We start from the raw sequence: 26,103 nt of genomic DNA on the forward strand, positions 1-26,103 counted from the left end.
TCTCGGTCATGATCGCTGCCAGGGTGTCACGCGCAGGGGTCTCAGGTCTGGGTCTTCGCTCTAAAACCGTGATGCGTGATCTCGAGCTCCTCCTCGAGCGGGTCGCGACTCTCGACCGAGAAGTCGGGTCCCTTCCACCGCACGGGGAACACGTCGATGAGCTCCCACGCCCGCAGCCGGGTGCCGACGTGGTCGATCGCGGTGATCGCGCCGGTCGAGCGGGTGAGCTTGTGGCTGTTCGCCGCGAAACCCTCGCCCGAGGACTTGTTGAGCCACTCGAAGAGGGCGTTGCCCTGGGTGACGCCGCGCCGGAACACGACGTTCGGCCAGGTCATCCGGCCGGGCACCCGGTGGCTGAAGCCGTTCTGCCCGCCCTCGCGGAACTCCTCGACGGCCACGGTCACCTGCAGGCCGTGGATCTCGCGGAAGACGCCGATCTCCACGCCGTCGAGCTCGAAGAGGAACCGACTGGCGGTGGGCAGGTCACCGCCCAGCGGCTGGGAGGCCTGGTCAGCCATGGTCGCGCACCACCTGCCATGCTCGGTCGTTCAGGGAGACGACCGCGCGCACCATCCGCACGCGGTCCATGTGCTCGAGGTCGAGCAGGTCGTCGAGACTCCAGTGCAGGTGGTACGCCAGGTAGGCGATCTCCTGCCACAGGGCGTCGGTCGGATAGCGCAGCATCCGACCGGGCCTACTGCGTCCGCCGCGGGAGCTCCTCGACGCCGCGACGGAGGCTGGGCCGGGAGACCGGAGGCGGCGTGGCCGCCCCCGGCTCCGACACGTCGTCGAGCCCCTCCGCCGCAGCGGCGGGAGCGGGCTCCGGGGCCGGGCTCGCCGCGGGGGCCGCCGTACCGGCGACCCCCAGCAGCGCGCTCGACTCCTGGGCGTTGATCAAGGCGTCGTACTCCTCCTGGCTCCCGAAGTTGATCACTCCGTAGAAGTCCTGGAGGAACGCGAGGTCGACGGCGAAGAGGCCCTCGATCTCGTGTGCGGTCACCATCTCGACGTCGCCCAGCTTCTCGACCACCCGGGTGAGCACCAGGATGGTCAGTCGCGGGTCGTCGGGACCGGTGATGCGCGGGTCGCGCAGCGGCTCCAGCTCGTCGCGGGCCGTGGCGAGGCGCATCGCCCCCTTGCGGTGCAGCCGACCGTCCTGGTCGACGTAGCCGCGCGGGAGGGTGAACTCGTACGAAGTCTTGAGGGTCACGGAGCCAGTATCACTTGACTCGCTCGAGGCGCTCGATCACCAGGGTGATCGTCTCCTTCAGCGGGTCGTTGGAGTCCGCGGAGACACCGTCGGTCGCGATCTTGCTCGGCCAGCCGTTGAAGAAGTTGAAGCGGCCGACCTCGGTGCCGACGACGTCGTACAGCACGATCGAGCCGTTCTTGCGCTTGTCGGTGCGGTTGTTGGCCGCCATGCCCTTGTCGCGGATCTCGGTGAACCACTGCCAGATCGGGTCGCTCATGGCGTCGAGCGGGGCCATCCGGGTGATCGAGAGGTCCGCGACCTTGGTGTTGGTGCCGCGCGTCTTGACCAGCTCGCTGACGCCCTTGGCGCCGACCTGCTGCATCTCGACGACGTCGATCTCCTGCTCGAAGCCGGAGACGCCCGACAGGATGATCGCGGCGCCGTCGAGCTCCAGGAAGAAGTTCTGGGAGACGATCGGGTCAGTACTGATGAGGCTCATGGGTGGTGCTCCGTTCGTGGGTCAGGAGGTGGGTCAGGACGACTGCTTGTGCTGGGCGATGCGGAACACCACGAACTCGGCGGGCTTCACCGGGGCGATGCCGACCTCGACGATCAGCATGCCGGCGTCCACCGACTCCGGGGGGTTCGTCTCGGCGTCGCACTTGACGTAGAACGCCTGGTCGGCGCTCGCGCCGGACAGCGCGCCGGCGGTCCACAGGCCTCGCAGGAAGCCGCTGACCGTGCGGTTGACGCCCTCCCACAGGGTGACGTCGTTGGGCTCGAAGACGGCCCACTGGGTGCCGGTCAGGATCGCGGTCTCGACCATGTTGAACAGGCGGCGGACGTTGATGTAGTTCCAGTCGGTGTCCGAGGCGAGCGTGCGCGCGCCCCAGATCCGGATGCCGCGGGTGCCGAACGGGCGGATGCAGTTGATGCCGATCGGGTTGAGCAGCGACTGCTCGTTCTGGGTGATGCTGCGCTCGATGTCGAGCACGCCGCGCATGGTGTCGTTGGCCGGGGCCTTCCACACGCCGCGGGTGTCGTCGGTGCGCGCCCACACGCCGGCGATGTGGCCGGACGGCGGCATCAGCAGCTCGGTGTCGCCGTTGGTCGGGTTGGGGTTCTCGACCTTGATCCAGGGGTAGTACAGCGCGGCGTACGCCGAGTCGTACATCGCGACCTCGGAGCGCCACTCCTTGATCTGCTGCGGGCTCATGCCCGGAGGCGAGTCGAGGATGGCCATCCGGTTGCCGTTCTGCTCGCAGTGCGAGATCAGGGCGGTCTGCACGGCCTTCCAAAGGCCGAGGTCGATCGAGCCGTCCTCCTTGGTCGCCGCGGTGATCAGGTCGGGGACCAGGACGATGGTGACGTCCTCGGCGACGGCGAGGCCGTTGATGCCGTTGCGGGCCGACTCGGAGCCGGCGAACTTGCGGCCGGTGACCGCGACCGGGACCGGCGCGGACTTCTCGAGCGGGTACACGCCCGGCTTGACCAGCTCCAGCTGGGCGGCCAGGTCGGCGTCGGCGTCGAGGTTGAGCTCGATCTTGACCTTGGTGGAGGTGGCGTTGACCTTGGTCGCCACGTTGGAGTCGCCGGAGCCGAAGTCCAGGCCGGAGAACTCCTCGACGGCCGTGCCGCCCTCGAGGATGGTCATCGTGAAGGTCGCGGCCGCGTCGTCGTCGGCGTCGCCGGCGTCGTCGGTGCTGATGGAGATCGAGATGTCGGCGTCGGGCTCGACGCTCTCGACGGCGACCGGCAGGCCCAGCGCACGGTCGGAGGCGGGCAGCGCGGCGCGGGCCGGCTCGCCGGCGGGCTCGGTGTTGGGGACGCGGCAGATGTAGGCGATCGAGCCACCGTTGGCGAAGTAGCCGTAGACCGACAGGGGCAGCATGCAGCCGGGGGCGAACCCGCCGTACAGCGCCTCGAACTGGGTCCAGCTGGTGACCAGGCGCGGGGCCAGGCCCTGCGGGTCGTTGGGGTCGTCGGTCGGGGCGAGCTCCGTGAACCCGACGAAGGCGGCGATCGCCGTCGGGGCCGCGCTGAGGATCTTCTGAGAGGAGGCGACCTCCTCGATGTACACGCCTGGGGCGGTGTAGGTGGGCATGGGATCTCCGCGTAGTCGAGGGAAAGGGGTGGAGCACGAGTTCTGCCGAACCAGATCCTTGGGGTCCCCGGTGGCCGCGCGGGCGAGAACGGAGCAACGTAGTCCGAATTGACCATGCTTTTGTCCCAGAAGTTCCTTCGCACTCGCCACGGATGCGCCACGATCAGCGCGTGCCCTCGCCCAGCGCCGTACGCCTCGACCTGCCCGCGGACGACCGCGAACGACTCACCTCACTGGCATGCGGCGACGACGCCGTGGCGCTGCGAGCGCAGATCGTGCTGCACGCCGCGGCAGGGGTGGGCAACACCGCGATCGCGGAGGCGCTGGGCATCAGTCGGCCGACGGTGGCCTGCTGGCGACGGCGGTACGCCGAGGGCGGGCTCGCCGGCCTCGGCGACCGGGCGCGGGCCGGCCGACGGCCCCGGCTCGACGACCGCGCCATCGTCACCGCCACCCTGGAGCCGCCGCCGCGGATGCTGCGCGCCACCCACTGGTCGGCCCGGCTGCTCGCCCGTCAGCTCGGGGTCGGGCACAGCACCGTCGCCCGGGCCTGGCAGGCGTACGGCGTGCGCCCGCACGGCACTCAGACGTACCGCTTCGCCACCTCCCCCGAGCTCGTCGGGCACGTCGCCGACGTCATCGGCATCGCCCTCGCACCCGACGCCCGGATCCTGGCCCTGCGCGTACACCCGTCGCGCGGGCGCGACCGGCACGTTCGACGCGAGGCGGCGCTCGCCACCGGCATGGGACCGATCGAGATGTACGTCGCCCTCCGCACCGCCCTCGACCTGCCCGCCGCCCACGACCAGCAGCCTGCCGCCGACCTCGGGCGCTTCCTGCAGGTCGTCGAGCGCGCCCACCTGACCGCCGAGCAGCGGGGTCCGACGCTGGCCCTGGTCGTCGCCGACCCCGCGACCCTCGAACGCCCCGAGGTCGCGCCCTGGGTCGCCGCCCACCCCCGCATCGCCCGCCACCACGCCCCCGGCCTCGCCGCGTGGCTGGACCTCGTGGAGGTGTGCCTCACCCTCGTCGAGCACCCCGCCACCCAGCGCGGCGCCGACGGCTGCGTACCCGAGCTCGACGAGCTCCTCCGCAGCGTCGCCCACGACGGCGGCGGCCTGTCCACGCCGTTCGTGTGGACGTCCCGGATCAGGGCGCTGCGGTAGGGCCCCGCGGAGCAGCCGGGCGCGGCCGGCCCGTGCCCAAGCGCCGCAATTGCAGCCGTATGACGGGTTCTGGGCGCAGAAACCTGCACGACGGCCGCAATTGCGGCCTTGGGACATGGCCTGTTCGCCGACCCCCGCAGCACCTCCGGTTCGGGGCTGTGGATGAGCCCTGCGCGCGGTGACGCATCGGGGGCAGGGTCGTCGGCATGGCCACACCCTCTCGGCTCCAGCATGACCGTCCGTTCACCCGCGCCCAGCTGAAGGCGAGCGGCGGCGACGTACGCGTGCTGCGGCGTCGGGAGTACGTCCAGGTCTTTCGGGAGGCGTGGATCCGCAGCGACGCGATCGACGCCGACACGCGGATCCGTGCGGCGCTGCTGATCCACCCGGAGGGAGCGTTCGCCAGCCACTTCAGTGCCGCGCGACTGCTGGACCTGCCCGTGCCCGACCACCGCTTCGAGCACGTCACGGTCCGGCGGCTCAAGGATCGCCGCGAGCGACCCGAGCTGAAGTCGCACGTGACGCGTCGGAGACGTGGCCTGACCACCGTTCGCGGCATCCCCACCACCGATGCGATCACCACCTTCATCGAGCTCGCCGGATGGTTGCCGCTCGTCGATCTGGTGGTCCTGGGCGACGCCCTCGTCGAACGCTTCGACATCCGACCCGAGCGGCTGCTGCGGGCGTGCCGCGCTTCGGGCGACTACTACGCCAAAGCAGCCGCCCGAGCCGCCGAGTACGTCCGCAAGGGCGTCGACTCCCCGATGGAGACCCGCCTTCGGATGTTGATCGTGCTCGCCGGTCTGCCGGAGCCCGTCGTGAAGGTCCAGATCCGGGAGGACGGCGTCCTGAAGCGTCGCTTCGACCTCTGCTATCCGGGGATCAAGCTCGTCATCGAGTACGACGGCCGCCAGCACGCCGAGGACACCGTGCAGTGGGAGCGGGATCTGGTCCGGCGCGAGGAGCTGGACGATGACGACTACCGGATCCTGGTCGTGACCGCGAAGGGGATCTTCCGCGAGCCCGAGCAGACCCTGGCCCGGATCCGCCGGCAGCTGATCAAGCGCGGGATGCCCGACGTACCGCAGATCGACGAGGCCTGGCGCGACCACTTCGCCTGACGTTGCACGACCAGCGCAATTGCGGCCTCCGGACAGGCCCGCGCCGCTCCGGTCTGCTCAACGGCTGCAATTGCGGCCTCCGGACAGCCCCAAACCGCTCCGACCTGCACAACCGCTGCAATTGCGGCCGTTGGGCGGCCCGGCGGCAGCGGCCCGGCCGCGCGGCCCGGCGCGGGAACGACTAGCTCGCGGTCGTCCGCACGGCGCCGGTCATCGTCATGCTGATCATGCCGCCGAAGGCGCAGTTGCAGGTCGAGCCGGAGACGAGGGCGGGCTTGCCGCCGATCATCGTGCGGGCGGCGCCGGGCGCCCAGGGGCCGGCGATGGTGGGGACGCACGGCATCGGGGTGAGGACGCCGAGGGCGGCGGACGTGGCTGCGGCGACCGTGGGGTTGGACATGCTCATGCACATGCCGAACGGCGGCACGTTGACCATCGGCGCGATGTCGGTGATGGTGCCGGCCGGGCGGCCCTCGATGGTCACCCGCGTGATCGGCAGGAAGCTCAGGGTCGAGGGGGCGGCCCCGAAGGTGCAGGTGGCCACTGCCCCGGTCACTGCTGACTGGCCCATGGGGTCCTCCTCGACGTCGTGACGGTGGTGGGTCGCGCGGTCACTGCTCCGTGCCCTTCGCGGACCCGGTGAGCGGTTCGCCGCCCGCGGAGGTGACCAGGCAGACGACCGAGCGGTCGTCCTCCTGCCAGCTGCGCGGCGACGGCAGCAAATAGGTGAAGAACAGCGAGGAGTCGAGGTAGTCGACCCCGACGTAGTCGCCGAAGTCCGCGGCGCACGAGCCGTCGGCGAACTTGGTCAGCGCCTCGTCCCCGGGGAACTCGTCGCTCGCCTCCTCCGCGCCGGGCGCCTTGTAGCGGATCACGGCGTACGCCTCGTGGTCGTGCTCGTCCTGGCAGTCGACCTGCTCGAGGTCGCTGATCTGCGCCTCGACCTCCTCGGGCGCGAGGAAGCACTGGCCCGGCTCGATCGAGAAGACCGAGCCCTCCTTCTCGTCGTCGCCCGAGCAGGCGCCGAGGGCGAGCAGGAGCACGCCGGCGAGGACGGTCCGGCCGACGGCCGGGACGAGCGGGATCGTCATGACGAGAACGCGCCCCCGGCGGCCCGGTCCGAGCGGTCCATCCGGTCGGCCATCGCGACGACCTTCGCCACCGACGGCGGCGCGACGGTCCAGTCGAAGGAGTCGGCGCCGACGTTGACCTGCAGCGTCGTGGAGGCCTTCAGCGAGCCCCCGGCGGCGCTCCACAGCTCCCGCGGCAGGCTCCGCTCGTCACCGAGCGACAGCGACACCGAGGTGGAGAGCTCCTCGGGCAGGAACTCGCCCGGCACGTGGTCGGCGGCCGCGAACAGGCTCACCAGGTCGCCGAGCAGCTGGTGCTCGTCGCGCGGGCTGCCGGCCCACGCGCTGACCAGGTAGCTCAGCTGCACCATCGGCTGCGGCACCCGCCGCTGCAGGGCACCCGGCTCCGGGGTGCGGGCCAGGGACGAGCGCGAGGGCTGGGTGCTGCGCTGCACGTCGTACAGGAAGAAGTTCACGGTGATCCGGGACAGCTGGGCCGACCAGTTCCCGGTGGGCGCGTCGAACGCGACGTCGCCGATCTCCTCGGGCAGCGGCAGGCGCGCGCGCACCAGCCTCTCCAGACCGGTGTCGACGTTGCTGATGAACACCTGCCGGAGTCTGGCACGCTCCGGGTCGCCGCACCCCCGATTCCCGTGCGGGAGGTGGACTAGACACCAATTGTCGCATTCCGCCACGCGCGGCGTGCCGCACTTCTAGGCTGATCCGGCCTGATTGACTCCCCTCCACCCTCCGGTAGGTCCCTGTGTCCCGTGCCGCCCTGCGCCCCTGCGCGGCGGTCGTGGGCACCCCGCGGAGCGCAGCCCGCTGGCGAGGTACGCCGTGCGAGTAGCCACCGCCGAGCGCGTGGTCCAGGCCGAGCCCGGCGCCACGGTCGACCTGGTCGTCGACGTCGTCAACACCGGCGACCTGATCGACGGGATCACCGCCCAGCTGATCGGCCTGCCCGACGCGACGGTCGAGGTCGAGCCCAAGCTGCTCCCGCTCTTCCCCGCGGCGGAGGGCCAGATCCGGCTGACGGTCCACGTCCCGGCCACCCAGCCCGCCGGCTCCCACCCGCTCAGCGTCGAGGTGGTCTCGCACGGCGCCGGCGCCGTCACCCAGCACGTCGACATCGACCTGTCGGTTTCCGCGCGGCCCGCCGTACGCCTCGGGCGTACGCCGCACACCGTGCGCGGCCGGCGTACCGGCCGGTTCGTCCTGGAGATCGAGAACACCGGCAACACCGCGCTCGACGTGGCGCTGGAGGCCCAGCGCGAGGACACGCGGACGACGGCCCGCTTCACGCCGCGCACGCTCCGGGTGGACCCGGGCGTGACCAGCCCGGTCATCCTGGTGCTCAAGGGTCCCCGGATGTTCACCGGCGCCGAGATCGACCGCACGGCCGCGATCAACCTCACCGCCCGGCGCACCAACGTCATCTCGGCGATGCAGGAGGCCGAGAACGAGCCGGAGCTCGAGGCCGGCACCACCGTCGTCCTGCGCCAGCGGCCGACGGTCAGCCGCGGCGTGCTGACCGCCCTGATCCTGATGCTGATCATCGGGCTGTGGGCGGCGGTCTTCCTGCTCGGCCTGACCCAGGTGCTCGGCGGCGACCCGCTGACCAAGACCGCGCCGGCGTCGTTCTTCCCGGTCAGCGCCGAGGGCGGATCGGCGGAAGGCGAGACGGCCGGCGGCGCGGACGCCGCGCCCGCCGGCGCGATGCCCAAGGACGGCCTGCTGCCGCCGGGCGTCGGCGGCACGATCTCCGGCACCGTCGTCGCCACCAGCAACCAGCTCCCGGTGGGCCGGATCCTGGTCGAGGCCTACCGAGACGGCCGCACCGGTCCGGTGCTCGTCAGCTCGGCGGCGACCCAGGCCGACGGCACCTACCAGCTCGGCGGGCTGTTCCCGACGTCGTACCGGCTCCGCTTCAGCGCGAAGGGCTTCGACCCGGTCTGGTACCCCAAGGCCGCGGGCCGCGCCCGCGCCGAGCAGGTCGCGGTGCAGGCCCAGGGCAAGACCGAGGGCATCAACGCCGTGGTCACCGGCCGCCCCGCCCAGATCTCCGGAACTCTCGACCCGGGCAACTCGCTGACCCCCGTGACCGCGACCGTCACCGCCCGCGCTCTCGACATCCTCACCGCCGACGGGGAGTCCGCGCCGCCCGCAGCCACCACCCAGACCGACGCCAACGGCGGCTACACGCTCGCGAACCTGCCCGCGCCCGCGACGTACGAGGTCCTCATCGCGGCGCCCGGGTACGCCGTGAAGAAGGTCATCACCCCGGTCTCCGGCGGCGAGCAGCGGCTGCAGCCGAGCGTCGTGCCGAGCGCCGCGGCCGGCGTCATCTCCGGCACCGTCACCGACGGCAAGGCACCGCTCGGCGGCGTCACCGTCACCACGACCGTCAACGGCGAGGCGGTCTCGGTCGTCACCCCGACCGTCGGCACCGTGGGCGTGTTCACGCTGGGCGACCTGCCGACGCCGGGCACCTACGTGCTCACCTTCGCCGCCGAGGGCCACGGCTCGACCACCGAGATCATCGACCTCAACGCCGGCAGCACCGAGTCCGGCGTCGCCGTCGAGCTCATCGAGGGCACCGGCTCCGTGAGCGGTCGGCTGGTCGGCCCGAACGGCAAGGGCCTCGGCGGTGCGACCGTGACCGTCGGCGGCGTCGCGCCCGACCCGGCGGCCACCGACGCCTCCTCGACCGGCGGCTCGACCAGCCCCTCCACCACCACCCTGACCGAGGGCGACGTCGGCAGCTTCAGCATCAACGGCCTCGACGCGCCCGGCGACTACACCCTCACGTTCGCCATGGAGGGCTACAGCTCCCAGTCGGTGCCGGTCTCGCTGAGCGCGACGGGACCGGCGAGCAAGCTCGAGATCACGCTGACGACCCGGCTCGGCGAGCTGGTCGGCACGGTGCGCGGTCCCGACGGGAAGCCGTACGTCGGCGCCTCGGTGCAGGCGACCAACGGCCTGGAGGTCTGGTCGGCCACCACCGGCGAGAAGGGCCTCGGCGCCCTCGCCGACGGCGGCTTCCGGATGGCCGGCCTGCCGCCCGGCACGTACTCGGTGACCGTCACCTCGCCCGGCCTGCAGCAGCAGACGGCGCTGGTGCGGATCATCGCCGGGGTCCGCACCGAGCAGGGCCTGCGACTGCGAGCGGGGGGCTGAGGTGCACGTCGACATCTCTCCCCGGCGCTTCGAGCTGACGCCGGGCGTCCCGCAGCCGATCACCGTGACGATCAGCAACACCGGGACCGTGATCGGCGGGTACGCCGTCCGGGTCCTCGGCGCCGACCCCTCCTGGGTGACCACCGACGACGGCGAGATCTCGCTGTTCCCCGACGAGAGCCGTGCGGTGAGCGTGATGATCGCCGTCCCGCCCGGCATGACCGCCGGCGAGCGCCGGGTCTCGGTGCAGGTGCGCGAGCTGACGCCTCCCGAGGAGAGCGTCGTCGAGGACGTCGTCTTCACCGTTCCGGAGGCGCCCGAGGTCAAGATGCGGGTCGACCCGATGGCCGTCACGGCCGGGCGCACCGCGCGGCTGAACGTGCTGCTCGACAACACGGGCAACACCGCGATCCACCGGCGCCTGCACGGCCAGGACCCCGAGAGCCGGGTGCGCTTCCGATTCGACCCCGCCGTGGTCCGCATCGAGCCGGGCGAGCACGCCCTGGTCGACGTCCGCGCGAGTGCCCGCCAGCCGTTCCTCGGCAACCCCGTCGTCCGGCCGCTCGAGCTCCGTCTGGTCGACCCCGACTACGTCCCGACGGCGCCGCCGCCCGAGCCGGCGAAGGACGAGGCCGAGGACGACAAGCCCAGCCTCGCGGCCCCGTCGCTGGGCCGGAGGAAGAAGGCCCCGCCGCCGCGCATCGACGACGAGGCGATCCCGGTGCTGGCGAACGCGACGTTCGTGCAGCGGCCGATGGTCTCGCGCGGACCGATCTCGCTGCTCGGCCTGCTGGTCGCCGTGACCGTGTTCGCCGTCGTGATCACCCTGGCGCTGTCGCGGATCGTCGGGCAGTCGGCCGCCGACCGCAACCTCGCCCTGGAGATCGCCGCCGCCCGCGAGGGCGGGTCCTCGTCCGGCACCTCGGGCATGGGCGGCACGGTCACGCTGCTCACCTCCAACCGGCCCGTCGAGGCGGTGGCCGTCAACGTCTTCGCCGCCAGCGACACGGAGGCGCCGGTCGCGAACGCCGCCACGGACGCCAACGGCAAGTGGAGCGTCGGCAAGCTCCCCGCAGGCGACTACAAGGTCACCTTCCGGGGCGCGGGCTTCGTCCAGCTCTGGTTCCCCCAGGCCGTCGACCCCGCGGACGGCGAGACGATCACGCTCGAGGCCGGCAACCAGCGCGCCGGGCTCGACGTCGCCCTCGGCGGCGTACCGGCGTCGGTCGCCGGCACCGTGTCCGGCACCGACGTCTCCGCCGCCACGCTGACCCTCAAGGCCCCGCTGAGCGGGATGGCCACCGACCCCGCCGTGGCGGGCGCGACGCCGAGCACCGCCACCGCCGAGCAGGGCGCGACCGTGATGTCCGTGCCGATCGGCGAGGACGGCACCTTCGTGCTGGAGAACGTGCCCTCCCCCAGCGTCTACGACCTGGTCGTCGAGAAGCAGGGCTTCGCCACCTCCACCCAGCGCATCGACGTCAGCGCCGGCGAGGAGCGCACCGGCGTCGAGATCACGCTGCGGCAGGGCGACGGCGTGATCAGCGGCATCGTCAGCTCCGCCACCGGGCCGCTCCCCGAGGCCACCGTGGTGGCCACCTCCGGCCAGACCTCGGTCACCACGATGTCGCTGACCGCCGAGAACAACCAGACCGAGGGCAGCTTCACGCTCCGGGGCCTGCCGACCCCGGCGTCGTTCACCGTGGTGGTCAGCCTGCCCGACCACGCCTCGCAGACCCTGACCCTGACCCTGGGCGCCGGCCAGCGGCTGACCGGCGTCAGCATCATGCTCGACAGCTCCTCGGGCGTGCTGAAGGGCCAGGTGCTCACGGAGGCCGACGAGCAGCCGGCCCCGGGAGTGCTGGTCTCGGTCACCGACGGCGTCCAGACCGTCCAGACCGCCACCTCCTCCCGCGAGGAGGACGCCGGCGAGTGGCGGGTGACGGGCCTCGCGCTCCCGGGCGAGTACACCGTGACGTTCAGCCGCGCCGACCTCGCCACCCAGACCCGTGCCCTGGCCCTCGACGCGCGGGGCAAGCTGGTCGAAGGCGGCACCGGCACCACCTCCACGTCGCAGGGCATCGCCGTCTCGCTCCGCTCGGCCACCGCGGTGGTCGCCGGCGTGGTCCGGCAGAAGCAGACGCAGGGCGCGGCCCAGCCGATCGGCGAGGCGCAGGTGACCCTGAGCTCGAACACCTCGACGTACCAGGTCACGACCGCGAGCGTCCCCAGCCACGACGCCGGCGAGTTTCGCCTCGAGGCGGTCCCGCAGGGCACCTACACGCTGAGCATCAGCCGCAACGGCGTCAGCCCCGTCTCCCGCATCGTCGACCTGACCGCCGGCCAGGTGTGGAACGAGCCGACGCTTCTGCCCGTCGCCGCCTCGGTCAGCGGCCAGGTCATGCTCGCCAACGGGCCGGCCGGCTCCGGCTGGGTCGTCGAGATGTACCGGTCCTCGCAGTACCCCGAGGTCGTCTACCGGACCGTCCGGACCGGCGCGCAGGGCGCCTTCTCGTTCGCCGACGTCGACGCGCCCGAGGCCTACATCATCCAGGTACGGCGCACGCGGGGCAGCGCGGCGAGCGGCTCGACGACCGTCCAGGTCGACGCGAGCGAGCAGGCCAGAGCCAACGTGGAGGCACGCTCCGATGACTGACGCGATCCCGCCCGGCGAGCCCCGCCCGCTCCTCGGCGTCGAGCCGGAGTTCTCCACCTCCGCCGCCGTCGCCACCGTGCTCCGGGTCGCCGTCAGCAACACCGCGCCCGGTCCCCGGGTGCTGTCGCTGGCCGTCGTCGGCATCGACCCCGGCTGGGTGGACGGGCCGCAGCGCACCGACGTGCTCGCGCCCGGGCAGACCGCGACGGTCGAGTTCCGGGTCGCCCCGCCACTCGGGACCCTGCCGGCGCGCTACCCGCTCGCGCTGGCGGCGCAGGCGCTCGACCCCGACTCCGGGCGGCCGACCTCCACGCTCACCGGCTCGGCGGAGTCGGTGCTCGTCGTCGACCCGCGCGGCCAGCTGGCCGTCGACCTGGAGCCGCGCGAGCTGCGGCTCGTGGCGGCCCGCAGGTTCGCCGTCCTGCTCACGAACCACGGCCCGTCGACCGCCAAGGTCGACCTGCTGCTCCAGCACCAGGCCTCGGTGTCGATGCAGCTGGACCGCAGCGTCTCGGTCGCACCCGGCGCGACCGTCCGAGTGCGCGGCCGGGCGCGGGCGAAGCGCCCGCAGATGGTCGGCGGGCGGATCTCCCACCCGTTCACCGTCACCGCCCGCGGCACCGAGTCGGTCAAGCACGTCGACGGCCAGGTGCTGCAGCGCGCGGCCCTAGGGCCGGGCCTGATGAAGGTGCTGGCGCTGGTCCTGGTCCTCGCGGTCTGGGCCGGGGCGGCCGTCGTGTTCATCCCCGCGCTGGCCGAGAAGGTCAAGACCCGCTCGGAGGAGTCGGCGGCCGCCACCGGACCGGGCGGCCAGGACGAGTCCGAGGCGGAGGACGAGGCCGACGCCGAGGACGGCGCGGGTGGCGGGGACGAGGAGAAGTCCGAGGAGGAGAAGGCCGCCGAGGCCGCCGCCGCGGAGAAGAAGAGGCTCCAGCTGGGCGGCACCGTCGCCGGCGAGGCGCCCGACAACGTCACGGTCAGCCTCGAGCCGACGTCGCTCGTCGACGAGGAGGCCCAGGGCGGTGTCGGCGTCGGCGTACGCACCTCGGCCCTCGACGGCGCGGGTCTGCGCCCGGTGTCGGCGTTCCTGCGCGCCGCCCCCGACCGCGCCGTGCCCGAGCGGAGCGTGCGCACCACCGACGACGGCTCCTGGGCCTTCCCGTCGGTGAAGAGCCCGGGCTACTACCTGGTCACCTTCTCCAAGCCCGGCTTCCAGACCCAGAAGTTCGTCGTCGACTCCAGCAGCGCGCTGGCGGCCGAGCCGCTCGACGTCGACCTCGCCGCCGGCGACGGCTCGCTCTCCGGGCGGATCATCGGCCCCGGCGGCCGCGCGGTCGGCGGAGCCGCCGTCACGATCACCGACGGCACCAACACCATCACCACGAGCAGCAACTCCGAGGGCGACGTCGGCGCCTGGTCGATCGACGGCCTCTCCTCGCCCAGCACCTACGTCGTCTCGGCCACCAAGCACGGCATGAGCAGCGAGGCCCGGGTCGTCGAGCTCGCCGCCGGCGGCAGCGGTACGGCGTCGCTGCAGCTGGTCAGCGGCGTCGCGACCCTGACCGGCAAGGTCACCGGCCCCGACCTGGAGGGCCAGGAGGCCGGCCTCGGGGGCCTCGCGGTGACGGTCACCGACAGCGCGGGCGAGGTCCGGACGGCCACGACGCTCACCCAGCGGCCGCGCGGCCACTTCTCGATCCCCGGCCTGCCCGCCCCCGGGTCGTACTCCCTCACCGTCAGCGGTGACGGCTACCAGTCCCAGACCCACCGGCTCAAGGTCAAGGACGGCCAGTCCTCGATCTCGCGCAGCGTCTCGCTGAACCCGTCCTCGGGCACCCTGGGCGGGCGGATCTACGTCGGCAACCGCAGGAGCGGCCTCGAGAACGCCGCCATGACGCTCAGCAACGCCGAGCACACCTACAAGACCACCAGCACCCGCACCCCCGACCTCGGCACCTACGCCTTCTCGGGCGTCGCCCCCGGCACCTACATCCTCACGACGCAGTACTTCGGCCTGGTCACCGACCACGTCAGCGTCGAGATCGAGGCCGGGGTCCGCTCGAGGTCGTTCGACCGGGTGCTGCGCGCCCAGGCGGGCTCCGGGCTGCCCGCGACCTCCTCGCTCACCGGCTCCGTCATCGACGCCCAGACCGGGCAGCACCTCACCGCGTGTGCCCCGGTCGCCGGCGAGACCGACGTCTTCGAGCCGTGCCTCAGCGCCGAGATCACCGACCGCGGCGTGGTGCGGGGCAGCACGGTCACCGACCCGGCCACCTGGGACACCACCTTCGCGCCGAACGAGCAGTACCAGCTGCCCGACCCCGAGGACGACCCGGGCCAGGGCCTGCGTCCCGGCCTGCACACGCTGACCGTCAAGGCCCCCGGCTACGAGACCCGCACCGTCGAGGTCGAGGTCGGCCAGGCCGGCGAGGTCGACGCGCCGCTCGTCGAGATGTTCCCGGCGCCGCGGGTCACCGGCACCATCACCGGGGCCAACCCCGTCGACCCCACGATGCCGACGCCGCCGTCCACCGAGAGCTGCGTCTGGGTGCTGCAGGGCACCGCGACCGCCGCCCAGATCGCCGCGCTCGAGGACTGCGAGGAGGCGATCGACGACGAGGACGTCTGCCCCCGCGGCAGCGCGCCGTACGACGGCACCGACGGCGAGACCGGCGGCCGGACCGCGTGGTGCGCGGCGACCGAGGACGGCGACTACTCCGTCCAGGTCCCGACCCAGGGCAAGTACACGCTGTGGATCCAGCCGCTCGACGACGAGTGGGCGCCCCCCGGCGCCCGCCCGCTGGAGCTCGGCCAGGGCGAGGTCGAGGAGCAGGACGCCGTCCTCAACCGCTACGGCATGGTCCGGCTCACCGTGCTCGCGCCCAACGCGTCCGACGTCCTGACCCGCGCCAGCGGCGTCACCGTCGAGACCAGCCGGGCGCTGGCCGTGAACCCCATCGAGCCGACCAACGGGCTCGGCGTCACCGTCGTCCGCGGCCTGTCCCACCTCGACGACTACGGCTTCCGGGGCACGGTCTCGGTCCCGGTCGACCCCGCCGACCCGACCGCCGGACTGGCGTCGGTGACCGGCGAGGTCAGCGTCCTGGTCCCCTACAACGACATCCGCGAGGCGACCCTGCGCCTGACCGACCGGGTGCCGTACTACCTCGGCCGGGTCCGCGGGCAGTTCGACTCCGGCCGGGTCGCGGTCCCGGGCGCCTCGGTGACGATCCGCGCCGCCCGGTCCTTCGGGGCCGACGACCAGCCCGTGTACGGCGACCCGTTCACCCTCGTCGCCGACCGGCTCGGCTGCTTCGCCGTCGAGTCGATCGACCCGGCCGACCGCACCGGGACCGACTGCGACCAGCCGGTCGTCCCCCCGGGCAGCCCGGCGGGCACGCTCCCGCTCACGGGCACCGACTGGCCGGGCCTGTCCAGCGCGCGTCACTCGATCAGCGCGAGCCACGCCAACCAGGTCTCCATCACCGCGCCCGGCTACGAGCCGATGCCGCTCTCCCGCCAGCCGTTCCGGGCCGAGGGACTGACCAACTTCACCCTGATGCCCTCGGCGATCCCGTTCACCGTCAGCGCCGGCATCGACCCGCGGCCGCGGACGTCGACCGCCACGCCCGCCTGGTCCGACGGCGAGATCGAGGTGCTGCAGAAGCCGGCCCAGGCCGGCGACGTCACGATCACCCTCGCACCGGGCACCGATCCCCTGGTCGGCGCGCTGACCTGGCGCGACAGCCAGGTCACGGCATCCGGCGGCGGCTCGAACGAGAACCTGATCCGGCCCGGCACCTACCGGCTGCGGATCTCCGACATCCCCGGCTGGGAGGACGACGAGGGCACGCTCCTGTGCCGGACCGGCGCGACCGCCTGCGAGTGGACCGACCCCCTGGAGCTGCAGCAGGAGGGCTCCGTCCGGCTGACCGTCCTCGGCGTCGGCGACGTACCGGTGCGCGACGCGCTGGTCACCAAGCTGAGCGAGCCGCAGGGCACCGAGGGCACCCCGGCCGACGGCCGGGTCATCTTCGGCGGGCTCACCCCGGGGCGGGACGCGGCGACGGAGATGCACGTCTTCCGGGTGCGTGCCGCCGGGTACGCCTTCGGCGTCACCTCCCCGGACCCCGGTGCCGACGACCCCGTCGTGATCAGCTGCACCGACCCCGCTTCCCCGGGCACGAGCACCGGCTCCGAGATCGTGGTCAACCCGGGCACGACCACGGACTGCACGATTCGCCTCACCCGCCGCCTCGGGACCCTCACCGGCACCCTGCTCGGCGTGCTCGGCAACGAACCGGCCACGCTGCCGACCACGGGCGCCGGGCTCACCGTCGAGCGCCTCGGCGGCTACGAGGTCTGGCTGACGCCGTGCGCGGAGACCGACCCCACCTGTGACACGCCGGTCGCGGCGAAGCGCCTGAAGGTCACCACCCCGCTGTCCAACGGCGGCCCGCCGGCGTCCGACCCGGGCGGCCGGTTCAACTTCGCCGGCACCGCCGCCGAGGAGGGCCTGCTGCCGGGTCGCTACCTGCTCTCGGTCCCGCAGGTGCCCGCCGGCTTCAAGCTGCCGAGCCTCGGCGCGAACGGCAAGCGCATCGTCACCGTCGTCCAGGACGCGAACCCCGCCAACGACACCATCACCGTCGACGCGCTCGTGTACGCGGAGCGCGTCGGCTTCGAGGTCCGGCTCGCCGACCAGCACAACAAGCCGGTCACCGGCGCGACCGTGCGGATCGGTCCGACCCTGGAGAGCGCCCGCGACGGCGACGCCGACTCCGTCGCCTTCAGTTCGCACTCCAACGGCCGCTACACCTTCACCGGCGTGATGCCGGGCCGGTGGTACGTCTTCGCGAACGCCGAGGGGCTGCGGGACACCACGACCACCAGCCACATCATCGGCTCCTCGGGCTCCGGCGGCGGACAGGTCGTCGAGTTCACCGTCGCCCGGGCCGGCGCGTCCGTGTCCGGGGTCGCCAGCACCTCGGTCGGCTCCACCACCCAGGCGCTCAGCGGCGTCACGGTCCGGCTGACCTGTGACGCGTCGCCCGGCAAGACCAAGCCGGCCGCGGTGAACTGCCCGACCAGCGGCCCGGCCGTGTCGACCGACCAGACCCCGCTCGAGGCCGTCACCAGCCCGCTCGGCACGTCCGGCGTCCCCGGCTACCGCTTCGAGTCCGTGGCTGCCGGCGACTACGTCGCCACCTTCACCAGGCGCGGATACCAGCCGATCACGCGCGAGGTCCACGTCGTCGACGGCAGCCCGGTCGACGACGCCGACGCCACGCTCGCCGCGGTGGCCCGCAACGTCGTCGTCCGCGTCCAGCCGAGCCACTCCGCGCCCGACCTCGACGGCATGGAGGTCGTGCTGCGCCCGCAGCAGGGCACCCTCGCGGCCGAGATGACCCCCACCAGCCTGCTGCCCGACGCGGGTGACTACGTCGCGAGCTTCGCCGCCGTCCCCTGGGGCTGCTGGGTGGTCGACGTCCGGCTCCCGGCGGGCCACCACGGCACCCTCGGTGCCGTGCAGGGTTCGCCCGGCGAGGGCGACCTGGACTGCCCGGACGGGACCACGCTCGTCGTCCCCGACGACGACACGACCGACCTCGAGTTGTCGGTCGGCCTCGACGAGGGGCTGCTGGAGTTCTCGATGCCCGTCACGACCGACTGGGCTCCGCACGCGCCCGCGACCCCGACCGTCCGGATCACCGGCAACGGGATCGACGAGAGCTTCCTCGCGACCGCGGGCGAGATCTGGCTCGCGCCGGGCTCGTACGACGTGGAGCTGGTGCTCGACGAGGACGACCGTCCGTTCTGGACCTATCCGTCGAAGGCCGCCCACGTGGTCGGCCCCGACGGCTCGACCGCTGTCAGTCTCGGAGTCACGGAGAAGGACTTCGCAGTGACGGTGAACATCCCGAGCCTGCCCGCCGGGGAGACGGCCCTGGTGCTGATCACCCCCGGTGAGGACCAGCTGGCGTCGTACCCGCGTCCGGCGCCGCTGCCTCCCGAGATCGAGGTCGTGGGCGGAGCCAGCGGCGGCACCCTGGAGATCCGCCTGCCGCGCGGCAAGTGGCAGATCGAGGGCTCCTGGTCGACCGGCCCCGGCGGCGTGGTCATCGACGTCCAGGGACCGCGGACCGTTCCGGAGCAGCTCGGTGACGGCGCGCCGGTCGTGGTGACCCCGTGACCCGGCGCCTGCTCGCCGGAGGTCTGGCCGCCGCACTGCTGGCCTCCGGCGCCCTCGCCGCGCCCCCGGCACCCGCGTCCGCGTCTCCGCCGACCGCCGGCCTGGCGACCCTGGCGCTCGCCCCCTCGGCGACCACCACGGTCTTCGACCCGGACACGCCCACGAGCCCCCCGGCCGGCACCGAGGTGCCGCTGACCGTGGTCGTCGAGGCGCCCGGAGCCGGCACCCCCGAGGGCAGCATCCAGTTCGTCGAGCTCGGTCCGGACGACGCCGAGACCGAGCTCGCGACCCTGCCCGCGGACGCCCTCGCGGGCCACGACGACAGCGCCACCGCGTCGTACGACGTCAACCATCCCGACACGACGGCGGTGACCTACCTCGCGCGGTTCGTGCCCGACGACCCGGACGAGCTGGACGCCAGCGAGACCGACCCGCTCACGATGACGCCCGTGCAACGCGAGGTCGTGGTCGACGTCGACGTGCCGACCGACCCGGTCGTGCGTGGCGAGGACGCCGAGGTCACCGTCACGGCGACGTACGGCGTGGGCGGCCCGCCGGTCGACGCCGCCACCACCGGCACCCTCAGCACGGTGACCCTGAACGGCGACGAGGTCGACGACGTCGACTGGGAGGACGGCGTCGCGGAGCTGGACCTGCCGACGACGGCCGGGGGCACGCACACGGTCGAGGTGGCCTTCGTGCCCGACGACGGGGCGATCTACGCGACCCCGGACGCGGTGGACGAGACCTTCGAGGTCACCCGCCCCACCGCGACGACGCTGGCCCCCGCGACCAGCGCGGTCGCGCCCGGCGACTCCGTCACGCTGACGGCGAGCGTCACCACGGCCACCGCCGGCCTGAGTGCCGGCGACGGCCTGCCCGTCGGCCGGGTCGAGCTGTTCTCCGTCCTCGCCGGGGTCGAGACCCCGGTCGACGACGATGCCGTCGCGGCCGTCTCCGGTCCCGACGCGGACCACACCGCCACCACGACGTTCATCGTCGAGCCCACGACGGCGGGCAGCACGTCGTACCTCGCCCGCTTCGTGCCGACGAGCGCCGCCGCGCACCTGGGCAGCGACTCCGCCGCGGCGACCGTCACCGCGACGCAGCAGGACGTCGACCTCGACATCGACGTGCCGACGACCACCGTGCCGACCGGCGACGAGCAGACCGTGACCGTCACCGCGACCCACGGCAGCGATCCCGCCGTCGCGGTCGACGCCGACGAGGACGCCACCGAGGTCACGGTCAACGGCGAGGAGGTCACGGTCGACTGGGAGGGCAACGTCGGCACCTTCGACCACACCCCGACGACCCCGGGCACGCAGACCGTCAGCGTCGCGTTCGTGCCGGCCGACGCCGACCGCTACGCCACGCCGACCACGCCCGCCGCTGCGAGCTTCGAGGCGAGGACGACCCAGACCCTGACGGGATCGGTGCCCACCCCGCGCTACGCGAACGGGACCCGGACCCTCACCCACGCCCTCGGCCACGCCGACCCCGACGCCGAGGTCATCGCCACCTCCGCCACCCCCGACGTCTGCACCGTCGCCGGGTCCCTCGTGACCCTCAAGAAGGCCGGGGCCTGCGAGATCGACCTCGTCGTCGAGGAGACCGACCAGCACCTGCGCGCCACCGCCGACGTCGACTTCACCGTGGCGGTCCGGCCGGTCACCGTGACGGTCACGCACCTCCCGACGTCCCCGGTGTACGGCGGCGGGGTCTCGATCTCGGCCGGCGCCGTCCCCCTGAACCAGAGCACCGCGCTCTCCGGCTCCGGCACGCTCACCGTCACGCCCGTCGCCACGGCCGAGGACCCGACGCCGGACCCGATCCTCACCGAGCCGTACACCTTCGGCGCGACGCCGCCGGCCGTCGTACTCCTGGCGGACGCGGAGCCGGGCTCCTACACCGTCGCGGTCACCTTCAGCCCGCTCGCGGGCCAGGCCGACGTGTACGGCGCGAGCACCGGCTCCACCCCGCTCACGATCGGCAAGGGCACCCAGAACGTCACCCTCGGCTCGTCGACCGGCCACCTCTACGTCGGCAAGACGTGGGCCACGCCGGCGCGCGGCGCCAAATCCGGCACGGCCGCGACCCTGAGCGTCACGCCGCCCTCCGGGCCGACCGGCCCGCTCCCGGCCGTGTGCGAGGTCGTCGGGACCGGCCCGCTCGGCGCCGACGGGACCGACCTGAGGTTCCTGCGGGCCGGCACCTGCCGGGTCACCTCCACGGTCGCCGCGGACGACCGCTACCAGCTGGCCACCCGCACCGACGACCTGACCGTCGCGCTCCGCCCGGTGACGGTGGCGGTCGCCGCCGTGGCCGAGGACACCACCGACCTCACCCCGCGCTACCGCGAGCCGGTCGTCGTCACCGTCACCGCGAAGGACGGGGTCCCCGACGGGGCGACGGCCGCCCCGGTCGCGGGCACCGGCACCCTGCGGATCACTCCCCCGAGCGGACCGGTGGTGAACACGACGATCACCTTCGACGCCACCGGCACCGCGCGCTACGAGTACACCCCGCAGGTACGCGGCAGCCACCAGCTGCGGGTGTCCGTCACGCCGGCCGCCGTCGGCGGGATCGACACCTACGCCGCGGTCGCGCTGCCGTCCACCGCCCAGGGCAACTTCACCGTGGCGCAGGGCCGTCAGCCGATCAGCTGGGGTGCCCTGGACGCGTCGGCTCCGGCGTCGTCGTACCTCGTCGACCAGACCTGGCAGACCAACGCGACCGGCGGGCCGACGGGCAACACGGTCGTACTCTCGCCCTCCGCGAACTGCACGGTGTCCGGCCTCGTCGTGACCGTCAAGGCCGCGCCGCCGACGTCGCCGACCGTCCCCGGCACCTGCACGATCACCGCCACCCAGGCGGGCAACGGCAACTACCTGGCCGGGACCCGGACGGAGATCTTCGACGTACTGCCCCGGCCGGTCTCGGTCACCGTCTCCTGGCCGACCGGCCCGTCGGTCAAGCACGTCTACCAGAAGCCCGTCACCATCACCGCGACGGCGACCGACACCACCAGCGGCTCCCCGGTGCCCGACCCGAGCCAGTCCGTGCGCTCCGGGACGGGGCTGATCACCGTCGACGGCGTCGACCACGCGGTGACCTTCCGCGACGGCGTCGCGACGCTCGAGTACACCCCGCAGGACGTCAAGCGGTTCCCCGTCACCGCGACCTTCACGGCCCACCGGGCGAACGCGTACGCCGCCACCTCGGCCGCAGCCGTCGACCTCGTGGTCGAGAAGGCGACCCCCTCCGGCACCCTGACCCCGACGGTCACCAAGCCGACCGCGCCGAACGCGGGCGACAGCTGGCAGCCGAAGGTGACCGGTCTCGGCTCCGGCAGCCCGGTCGAGATCGACGCGACCCCCGTGGGCGTCTGCACCGTCGACACCACCCCGACCACCGGCGGGCCGATCGTCCGGTTCGCCGGCGTCGGGACGTGCACGGTCGTGATCAGCCAGCCCGGCGACCGGTACTACGAGGACGCGCAGTCGACCACCGTGACGGTCGGGGTCGTCAGGCTCGCGACCGCCCTCACCATCACCCCGCCCGCGGCCGCGCCGTACGGCCAGCCCCGGACGGTCGCCTTCGCGGCGACCGCGGTGCGCGCCGGGACGACGATCGCCGGCACCGTGAAGGTCACGGTCATCGACCGCACCGACTCGGCCGTCGAGCAGCAGGTCGACCTCCCCTACTCCGGGACGGGCACCGCCACGCTCGACTTCCCCGCGGGGCTCCTCGGCGGGGCCTACCGGGTCGACGCGACCTTCGTCCCGACCTCGACGTCGACCCACGAGTCGGCGACCGACAACGCGGAGTTCACCGTCACGCTCATCCCGCAGGTCGCGACCCTCCAGCCCGAGCAGACCATCCCCACGACCCGGCAGGTCGAGCAGTCGTGGACGCCGCAGTTCGAGCAGACGGCGTCGCAGGAGCCGGTCCAGCTGGTCGTCGTCGAGGACGACAGCGAGTCGGCGCCGATGGACGTCTACACCAAGTCCACCGGGGTCTTCTACGACCCGACCTTCGTCCTGCCGCCTCACTCCTGCACGACCGACGCCACGCACGGGACCCTGGTCGCCGTGACCGCGGGTCCCTGCACCGTCCAGGCGATCGCCCCCGCCGTGCCGCGCAAGTACGCCGCCTCCGCACCGGCCTTCACGCGCGAGATCACCGTCGAGCGGATCGCGCAGACCCTGTCCCTCCAGCCCACCTCCGAGACCCACACCGTCGGCAGCGGCGTCAGCCTGCAGGCGATCGCCAAGGTCGACCAGTTCGCCGCCACGGGCAAGGGGATCATGAAGGTGGTCGACCCGGAGGGCGAGGTCACGCCGACGCTGCCCGCGCGCGACGACGAGTGGTTCGGCGGCGGCCGGATCTTCAGCTTCACGCCCACGATGGCGGGCACGTACACCGCGAAGGCGTCGTTCCAGCCGACGAACCGTCTGAAGTACCAGTGGGCCGAGGAGTCGGCCACCTTCACCGTGGACCCGGGCTCGCAGCGGATCGTCCTGACCAACCAGCGCCCCACGCGGGTCCTCGTGGGCGCCACCTGGACGCCGACCGCCACCGGCGGCAGGTCCGGCGAGCCGGTCGAGGTCGTCGTCCTCAGCGGCTCGTGCAGCGTCGTGGGCGGCGTCGTGCACTTCGACGCCGTCGGCGACTGCCTGCTCCGGCTGGAGCAGGACGGGACCGACGACTACCTGCCCGCCGAGCTCGAGCTCGACCGGATCGAGATGACCCAGACCGGGGTCAGCATCCTGGCCGAGATGAGCGACCCGCAGGTCGGGTCCCCGGTCTCGATCGTCATCTCGGCCGTCGGCGCGCTCGACCGGCGCCCGGTCGAGGGCAAGGGATCCGTCGAGGTCTACCTCGGCGACGAGCTGGTCGTGGACGACCAGCTCGACACCTGGACCCGCGGGGTCCGCACGCTCACCTACAAGCCGGACCACGCGGAGGTGCTCCGGGTGGTCGCTCGGTTCACCCCCGACACCTCGTCGTACGAGCCGAACCCGACCCCGGCCGACGTCAGCCGGACCGTCGAGCGCGGCCCGCAGTGGGTGCGGGTCGGCACCGACCCCACCAGCCCGGCGTTCGTCGGCCAGACCTGGGCCCCCGACGCCTCCGCGGGCGGCGCCCCCGACGCGGCGGTCGAGGTCGTCTCCCTCACCACGGACGTGTGCTCGGTGGGCTCCGGCTCCGACGGCCGGCCGCTCGTCACCTACCTCGCCCCGGACACGTGCGAGATCCGGACGGCGGTCACCGACGACCCCGACTGGAAGCCCGCGTCCCGCCTCGACACGATCGAGGTCGCCGCCCACCCGACCACCACCACGATGGCGACCCCGGTCGCCGTCACGGGCGGCCCGCTGCGGTTCGGCGAGGAGATCAGCCTGAGCGCCCAGGTGATGGGCCGGCCCAACAACGCGGGCGTGCCGATCGGCGTGCCCGGCACCGTCCAGTTCACGATGGACGGCGTCGACCTGCCGAACGCCACCGCCCCGATCCTGCCGACCGGCTGGGCGACGAAGGTGGTCGTGATCCCCCGGCAGATCGGCTTCGATCCCGAGGTCTCGGTCTACCCGCACGTGTTCGGCGCGCGATTCGTCCCCGAGACCGCGCAGCGCTCGTACTGGTCCTGGTCGACGACCCCCGTCGAGACCCCGACGCCGTCGCAGATCTCCCGGCGCACCCAGCTCATCGAGCGCCGGCCCCCGCCCGGGGGCACCCTGCGCGTCGGCCAGACCTGGGTCTCCGGAGCGACGCTGAGCGGCACCGGAGCGGCGCCCCGGATGAGCATCTCGACCGCCGACCAGGAGTACTGCTCGCTGACCGGCGCCACCGTGCGGGTCCTGAAGGCCGACGCGACGCCGCGGCAGTGCGTGCTGAGCTACTCCCAGGAGGCCGACGGCGAGTGGGACCGCGCCCCCGACGGCGAGGACCCGATCACGATCATCCGGCACCCCGCGGTGCTGGCCCTGGCCGTCGGCACCCCCGCCGCCCCCGACCGGGCCGTCGCCGGCGGCACGCTGCCGCTGAAGGTCACGGTCACCTCCCCCGGCGTCGAGGCCACCGCCTCCACCTCCGCGGTACCCGACAGCACGCCGGAGGGCACGGTGACCTTCACCGTCGACGGCGTCGCGCTCCCGCCGGTCACGACGACGGGCGGCGTCGCCAGTACGACGTACTCGCGGGTGCCGGAAGCGGGGGACCTCCCCGTGACGGCGACCTTCACCCCGGCCGGCGGCTTCGCGACCACGCACGCGACCGGCACGGCCGCGGGCACGGTGGCCGTCGCGAAGGCGGTGACCAGCACCGACCTCGTGACCGTCAGCGCGACCGGCCTCACCGCCGAGGTCAGCCGGACGACGAACCCGGTCCCTGCCCTCGGCGAGACCGTGGAGTTCAGCTGGTCGGAGATCAAGGAGCCGCGGACCTGGACCGCTCTCGGAACCTCCCCGGTCGTGGGCGGCCGGGCCGTCCACGACGGCGCGATGCCGCCCGCCGACAAGGCCGTCGAGATCCGCGCCGTCTACCGCGGGGACGACCACCATCTGGCCAGCACCAGCGCGGCCACGTCCCGGCTGCTGCCGAGTATCGAGGCGTCGGTGAGCGGCTCGACGACCGGGTGGAACTCCGCGCCCGTGACCATCTCCTTCACCTGCCGGGCCCCGGCGACGACCACCCTCGTCGGCGGCTGCCCCGCGCCCGTCGTCCTGTCCCGCGACGGCAGCGACCTCGGCTGGTCCCAGACCGTCCGCGCCTCCAACGGCGGCGAGGCGACCGCGACCGTCGGCGGCATCCGGATCGACAGGGGCGCGCCGACCGTCCGCATCCAGGGCCCGGCCGCCGGTGCGACCTACCGCGGCACCCCGCCGGCCGCGGTCTGCGTGGGCCGCGACGCGCTGTCGGGGGTGGCCAGCTGCACGATCACCCGCCAGGTGCTCGGCGACCGGGCGCGCCGCGACGTCGCCGTCGTCGTCGACCGGGCCGGCAACCGGTCCCGCACCCACCTCGACTACGTCGTCCGCCAGGAGTGGGTCGTCAACGCGCCGCTCGTCGGCTCCGGCTTCCAGGTCAAGCGCGGGTCGCGCCAGCGCATCATCGTCCGGACCGAGGGCCCGCAGCCGCAGCTGATGCTGCCCAACGCGAAGGGCCGGCTGCGCCCCGCCAAGGTCTTCTCGGCGAACCGGATCGAGAACGGCATCGTGACCTGGTACGTCGACGTCGTGGTCCCGAAGCGGATCAGGGTCGGGCGCGCCTGGACTCCCGGTTTCCGGCTCGCGGACACCCCGCGCCAGGTCAGCCGGATCCGCCTCGACGTCGTACGCCGGCCCAGCGCGCGCAACCGCCGCTGAGCCGGCGGGGACCAGCGCTGGTCCAGACCAACCCTCAGGTGGTCGCGCCGG

The 26,103-nt window shown here is 73.2% G+C and carries 14 protein-coding genes; 6 read left to right on the top strand and 8 right to left on the bottom strand.

The window, feature by feature from the left end:
* Positions 1 to 41 precede the first annotated feature (41 nt).
* Genes VMF51_RS20660 through VMF51_RS20680 form a run of 5 tightly spaced genes read right to left on the bottom strand, consistent with a single transcriptional unit; the run spans position 42 to position 3,296 of the window.
* Positions 42 to 518 (bottom strand): phage tail protein, encoded by a 477-nt coding sequence (locus VMF51_RS20660; protein WP_325476359.1) that lies wholly within the window; start codon positions 516 to 518, stop codon positions 42 to 44.
* Complete coding sequence (locus VMF51_RS20665; RefSeq protein ID WP_325476360.1) at positions 511 to 684, bottom strand: DUF6760 family protein; 174 nt, start codon at positions 682 to 684, stop codon at positions 511 to 513. The genes VMF51_RS20660 and VMF51_RS20665 overlap by 8 nt, the downstream gene beginning before the upstream one ends.
* Before the next feature lie 10 nt (positions 685 to 694).
* Entirely contained in the window at positions 695 to 1,210 is a 516-nt protein-coding gene (locus tag VMF51_RS20670; protein WP_325476361.1) for a hypothetical protein, read from the bottom strand.
* A gap of 10 nt (positions 1,211 to 1,220) precedes the next feature.
* Entirely contained in the window at positions 1,221 to 1,691 is a 471-nt protein-coding gene (locus VMF51_RS20675; RefSeq protein ID WP_325476362.1) for a phage tail protein, read from the bottom strand.
* A gap of 33 nt (positions 1,692 to 1,724) precedes the next feature.
* Complete coding sequence (locus tag VMF51_RS20680; RefSeq protein ID WP_325476363.1) at positions 1,725 to 3,296, bottom strand: phage tail sheath family protein; 1,572 nt, start codon at positions 3,294 to 3,296, stop codon at positions 1,725 to 1,727.
* Positions 3,297 to 3,466: 170 nt separating this feature from the next.
* On the opposite strand from VMF51_RS20680, the gene VMF51_RS20685 reads away from it, so the two are divergent.
* Both VMF51_RS20685 and VMF51_RS20690 read left to right on the top strand, forming a co-directional pair.
* Positions 3,467 to 4,462: a helix-turn-helix domain-containing protein gene (locus tag VMF51_RS20685; RefSeq protein ID WP_325476364.1), complete on the top strand. Its 996-nt coding sequence runs from the start codon at positions 3,467 to 3,469 to the stop codon at positions 4,460 to 4,462.
* 206 nt (positions 4,463 to 4,668) lie between these two features.
* A complete protein-coding gene (locus VMF51_RS20690; protein ID WP_325476365.1) occupies positions 4,669 to 5,583 on the top strand; it encodes an endonuclease domain-containing protein in 915 nt (304 codons plus the stop codon).
* Positions 5,584 to 5,764: 181 nt separating this feature from the next.
* On the opposite strand, the gene VMF51_RS20695 is transcribed toward VMF51_RS20690, so the two are convergent.
* Genes VMF51_RS20695 through VMF51_RS20705 form a run of 3 tightly spaced genes read right to left on the bottom strand, consistent with a single transcriptional unit; the run spans position 5,765 to position 7,261 of the window.
* The gene (locus VMF51_RS20695) at positions 5,765 to 6,154 is read right to left on the bottom strand and encodes a DUF4280 domain-containing protein (protein ID WP_325476366.1); all 390 of its coding nucleotides are present in this window, start codon (positions 6,152 to 6,154) and stop codon (positions 5,765 to 5,767) included.
* 40 nt (positions 6,155 to 6,194) lie between these two features.
* Entirely contained in the window at positions 6,195 to 6,674 is a 480-nt protein-coding gene (locus tag VMF51_RS20700) for a septum formation family protein (RefSeq protein ID WP_325476367.1), read from the bottom strand.
* Complete coding sequence (locus VMF51_RS20705) at positions 6,671 to 7,261, bottom strand: DUF4255 domain-containing protein (RefSeq protein ID WP_325476368.1); 591 nt, start codon at positions 7,259 to 7,261, stop codon at positions 6,671 to 6,673. The genes VMF51_RS20700 and VMF51_RS20705 overlap by 4 nt, the downstream gene beginning before the upstream one ends.
* 232 nt (positions 7,262 to 7,493) lie before the next feature.
* On the opposite strand from VMF51_RS20705, the gene VMF51_RS20710 reads away from it, so the two are divergent.
* From VMF51_RS20710 to VMF51_RS20725, 4 genes are read left to right on the top strand one after another with little or no spacing between them, the layout of a single operon-like run.
* The gene (locus VMF51_RS20710; protein ID WP_325476369.1) at positions 7,494 to 9,833 is read left to right on the top strand and encodes a carboxypeptidase-like regulatory domain-containing protein; all 2,340 of its coding nucleotides are present in this window, start codon (positions 7,494 to 7,496) and stop codon (positions 9,831 to 9,833) included.
* A 1-nt stretch (position 9,834) separates the two neighbouring features.
* Positions 9,835 to 12,489: a carboxypeptidase-like regulatory domain-containing protein gene (locus tag VMF51_RS20715; RefSeq protein WP_325476370.1), complete on the top strand. Its 2,655-nt coding sequence runs from the start codon at positions 9,835 to 9,837 to the stop codon at positions 12,487 to 12,489.
* The gene (locus tag VMF51_RS20720) at positions 12,482 to 18,682 is read left to right on the top strand and encodes a carboxypeptidase regulatory-like domain-containing protein (RefSeq protein ID WP_325476371.1); all 6,201 of its coding nucleotides are present in this window, start codon (positions 12,482 to 12,484) and stop codon (positions 18,680 to 18,682) included. Before VMF51_RS20715 ends, VMF51_RS20720 begins: the two co-directional genes overlap by 8 nt.
* A complete protein-coding gene (locus VMF51_RS20725) occupies positions 18,679 to 26,052 on the top strand; it encodes a hypothetical protein (protein ID WP_325476372.1) in 7,374 nt (2,457 codons plus the stop codon). Before VMF51_RS20720 ends, VMF51_RS20725 begins: the two co-directional genes overlap by 4 nt.
* Positions 26,053 to 26,103 lie beyond the last annotated feature (51 nt).

It is taken from the genome of Nocardioides sp. (assembly GCF_035503875.1).
In the GTDB taxonomy this organism is placed as follows: Bacteria; Actinomycetota; Actinomycetes; order Propionibacteriales; family Nocardioidaceae; genus Nocardioides.

Excerpts from the sequence above, each read along its gene's own strand:
- VMF51_RS20660 (WP_325476359.1), bottom strand. The coding sequence starts at position 518 with ATGGCTGACCAGGCCTCCCAGCCGCTGGGCGGTGACCTGCCCACCGCC.
- VMF51_RS20665 (WP_325476360.1), bottom strand. The coding sequence starts at position 684 with ATGCTGCGCTATCCGACCGACGCCCTGTGGCAGGAGATCGCCTACCTG.
- VMF51_RS20675 (WP_325476362.1), bottom strand. The coding sequence starts at position 1,691 with ATGAGCCTCATCAGTACTGACCCGATCGTCTCCCAGAACTTCTTCCTG.
- VMF51_RS20680 (WP_325476363.1), bottom strand. The coding sequence starts at position 3,296 with ATGCCCACCTACACCGCCCCAGGCGTGTACATCGAGGAGGTCGCCTCC.
- VMF51_RS20690 (WP_325476365.1), top strand. The coding sequence starts at position 4,669 with ATGGCCACACCCTCTCGGCTCCAGCATGACCGTCCGTTCACCCGCGCC.
- VMF51_RS20695 (WP_325476366.1), bottom strand. The coding sequence starts at position 6,154 with ATGGGCCAGTCAGCAGTGACCGGGGCAGTGGCCACCTGCACCTTCGGG.
- VMF51_RS20700 (WP_325476367.1), bottom strand. The coding sequence starts at position 6,674 with ATGACGATCCCGCTCGTCCCGGCCGTCGGCCGGACCGTCCTCGCCGGC.
- VMF51_RS20720 (WP_325476371.1), top strand. The coding sequence starts at position 12,482 with ATGACTGACGCGATCCCGCCCGGCGAGCCCCGCCCGCTCCTCGGCGTC.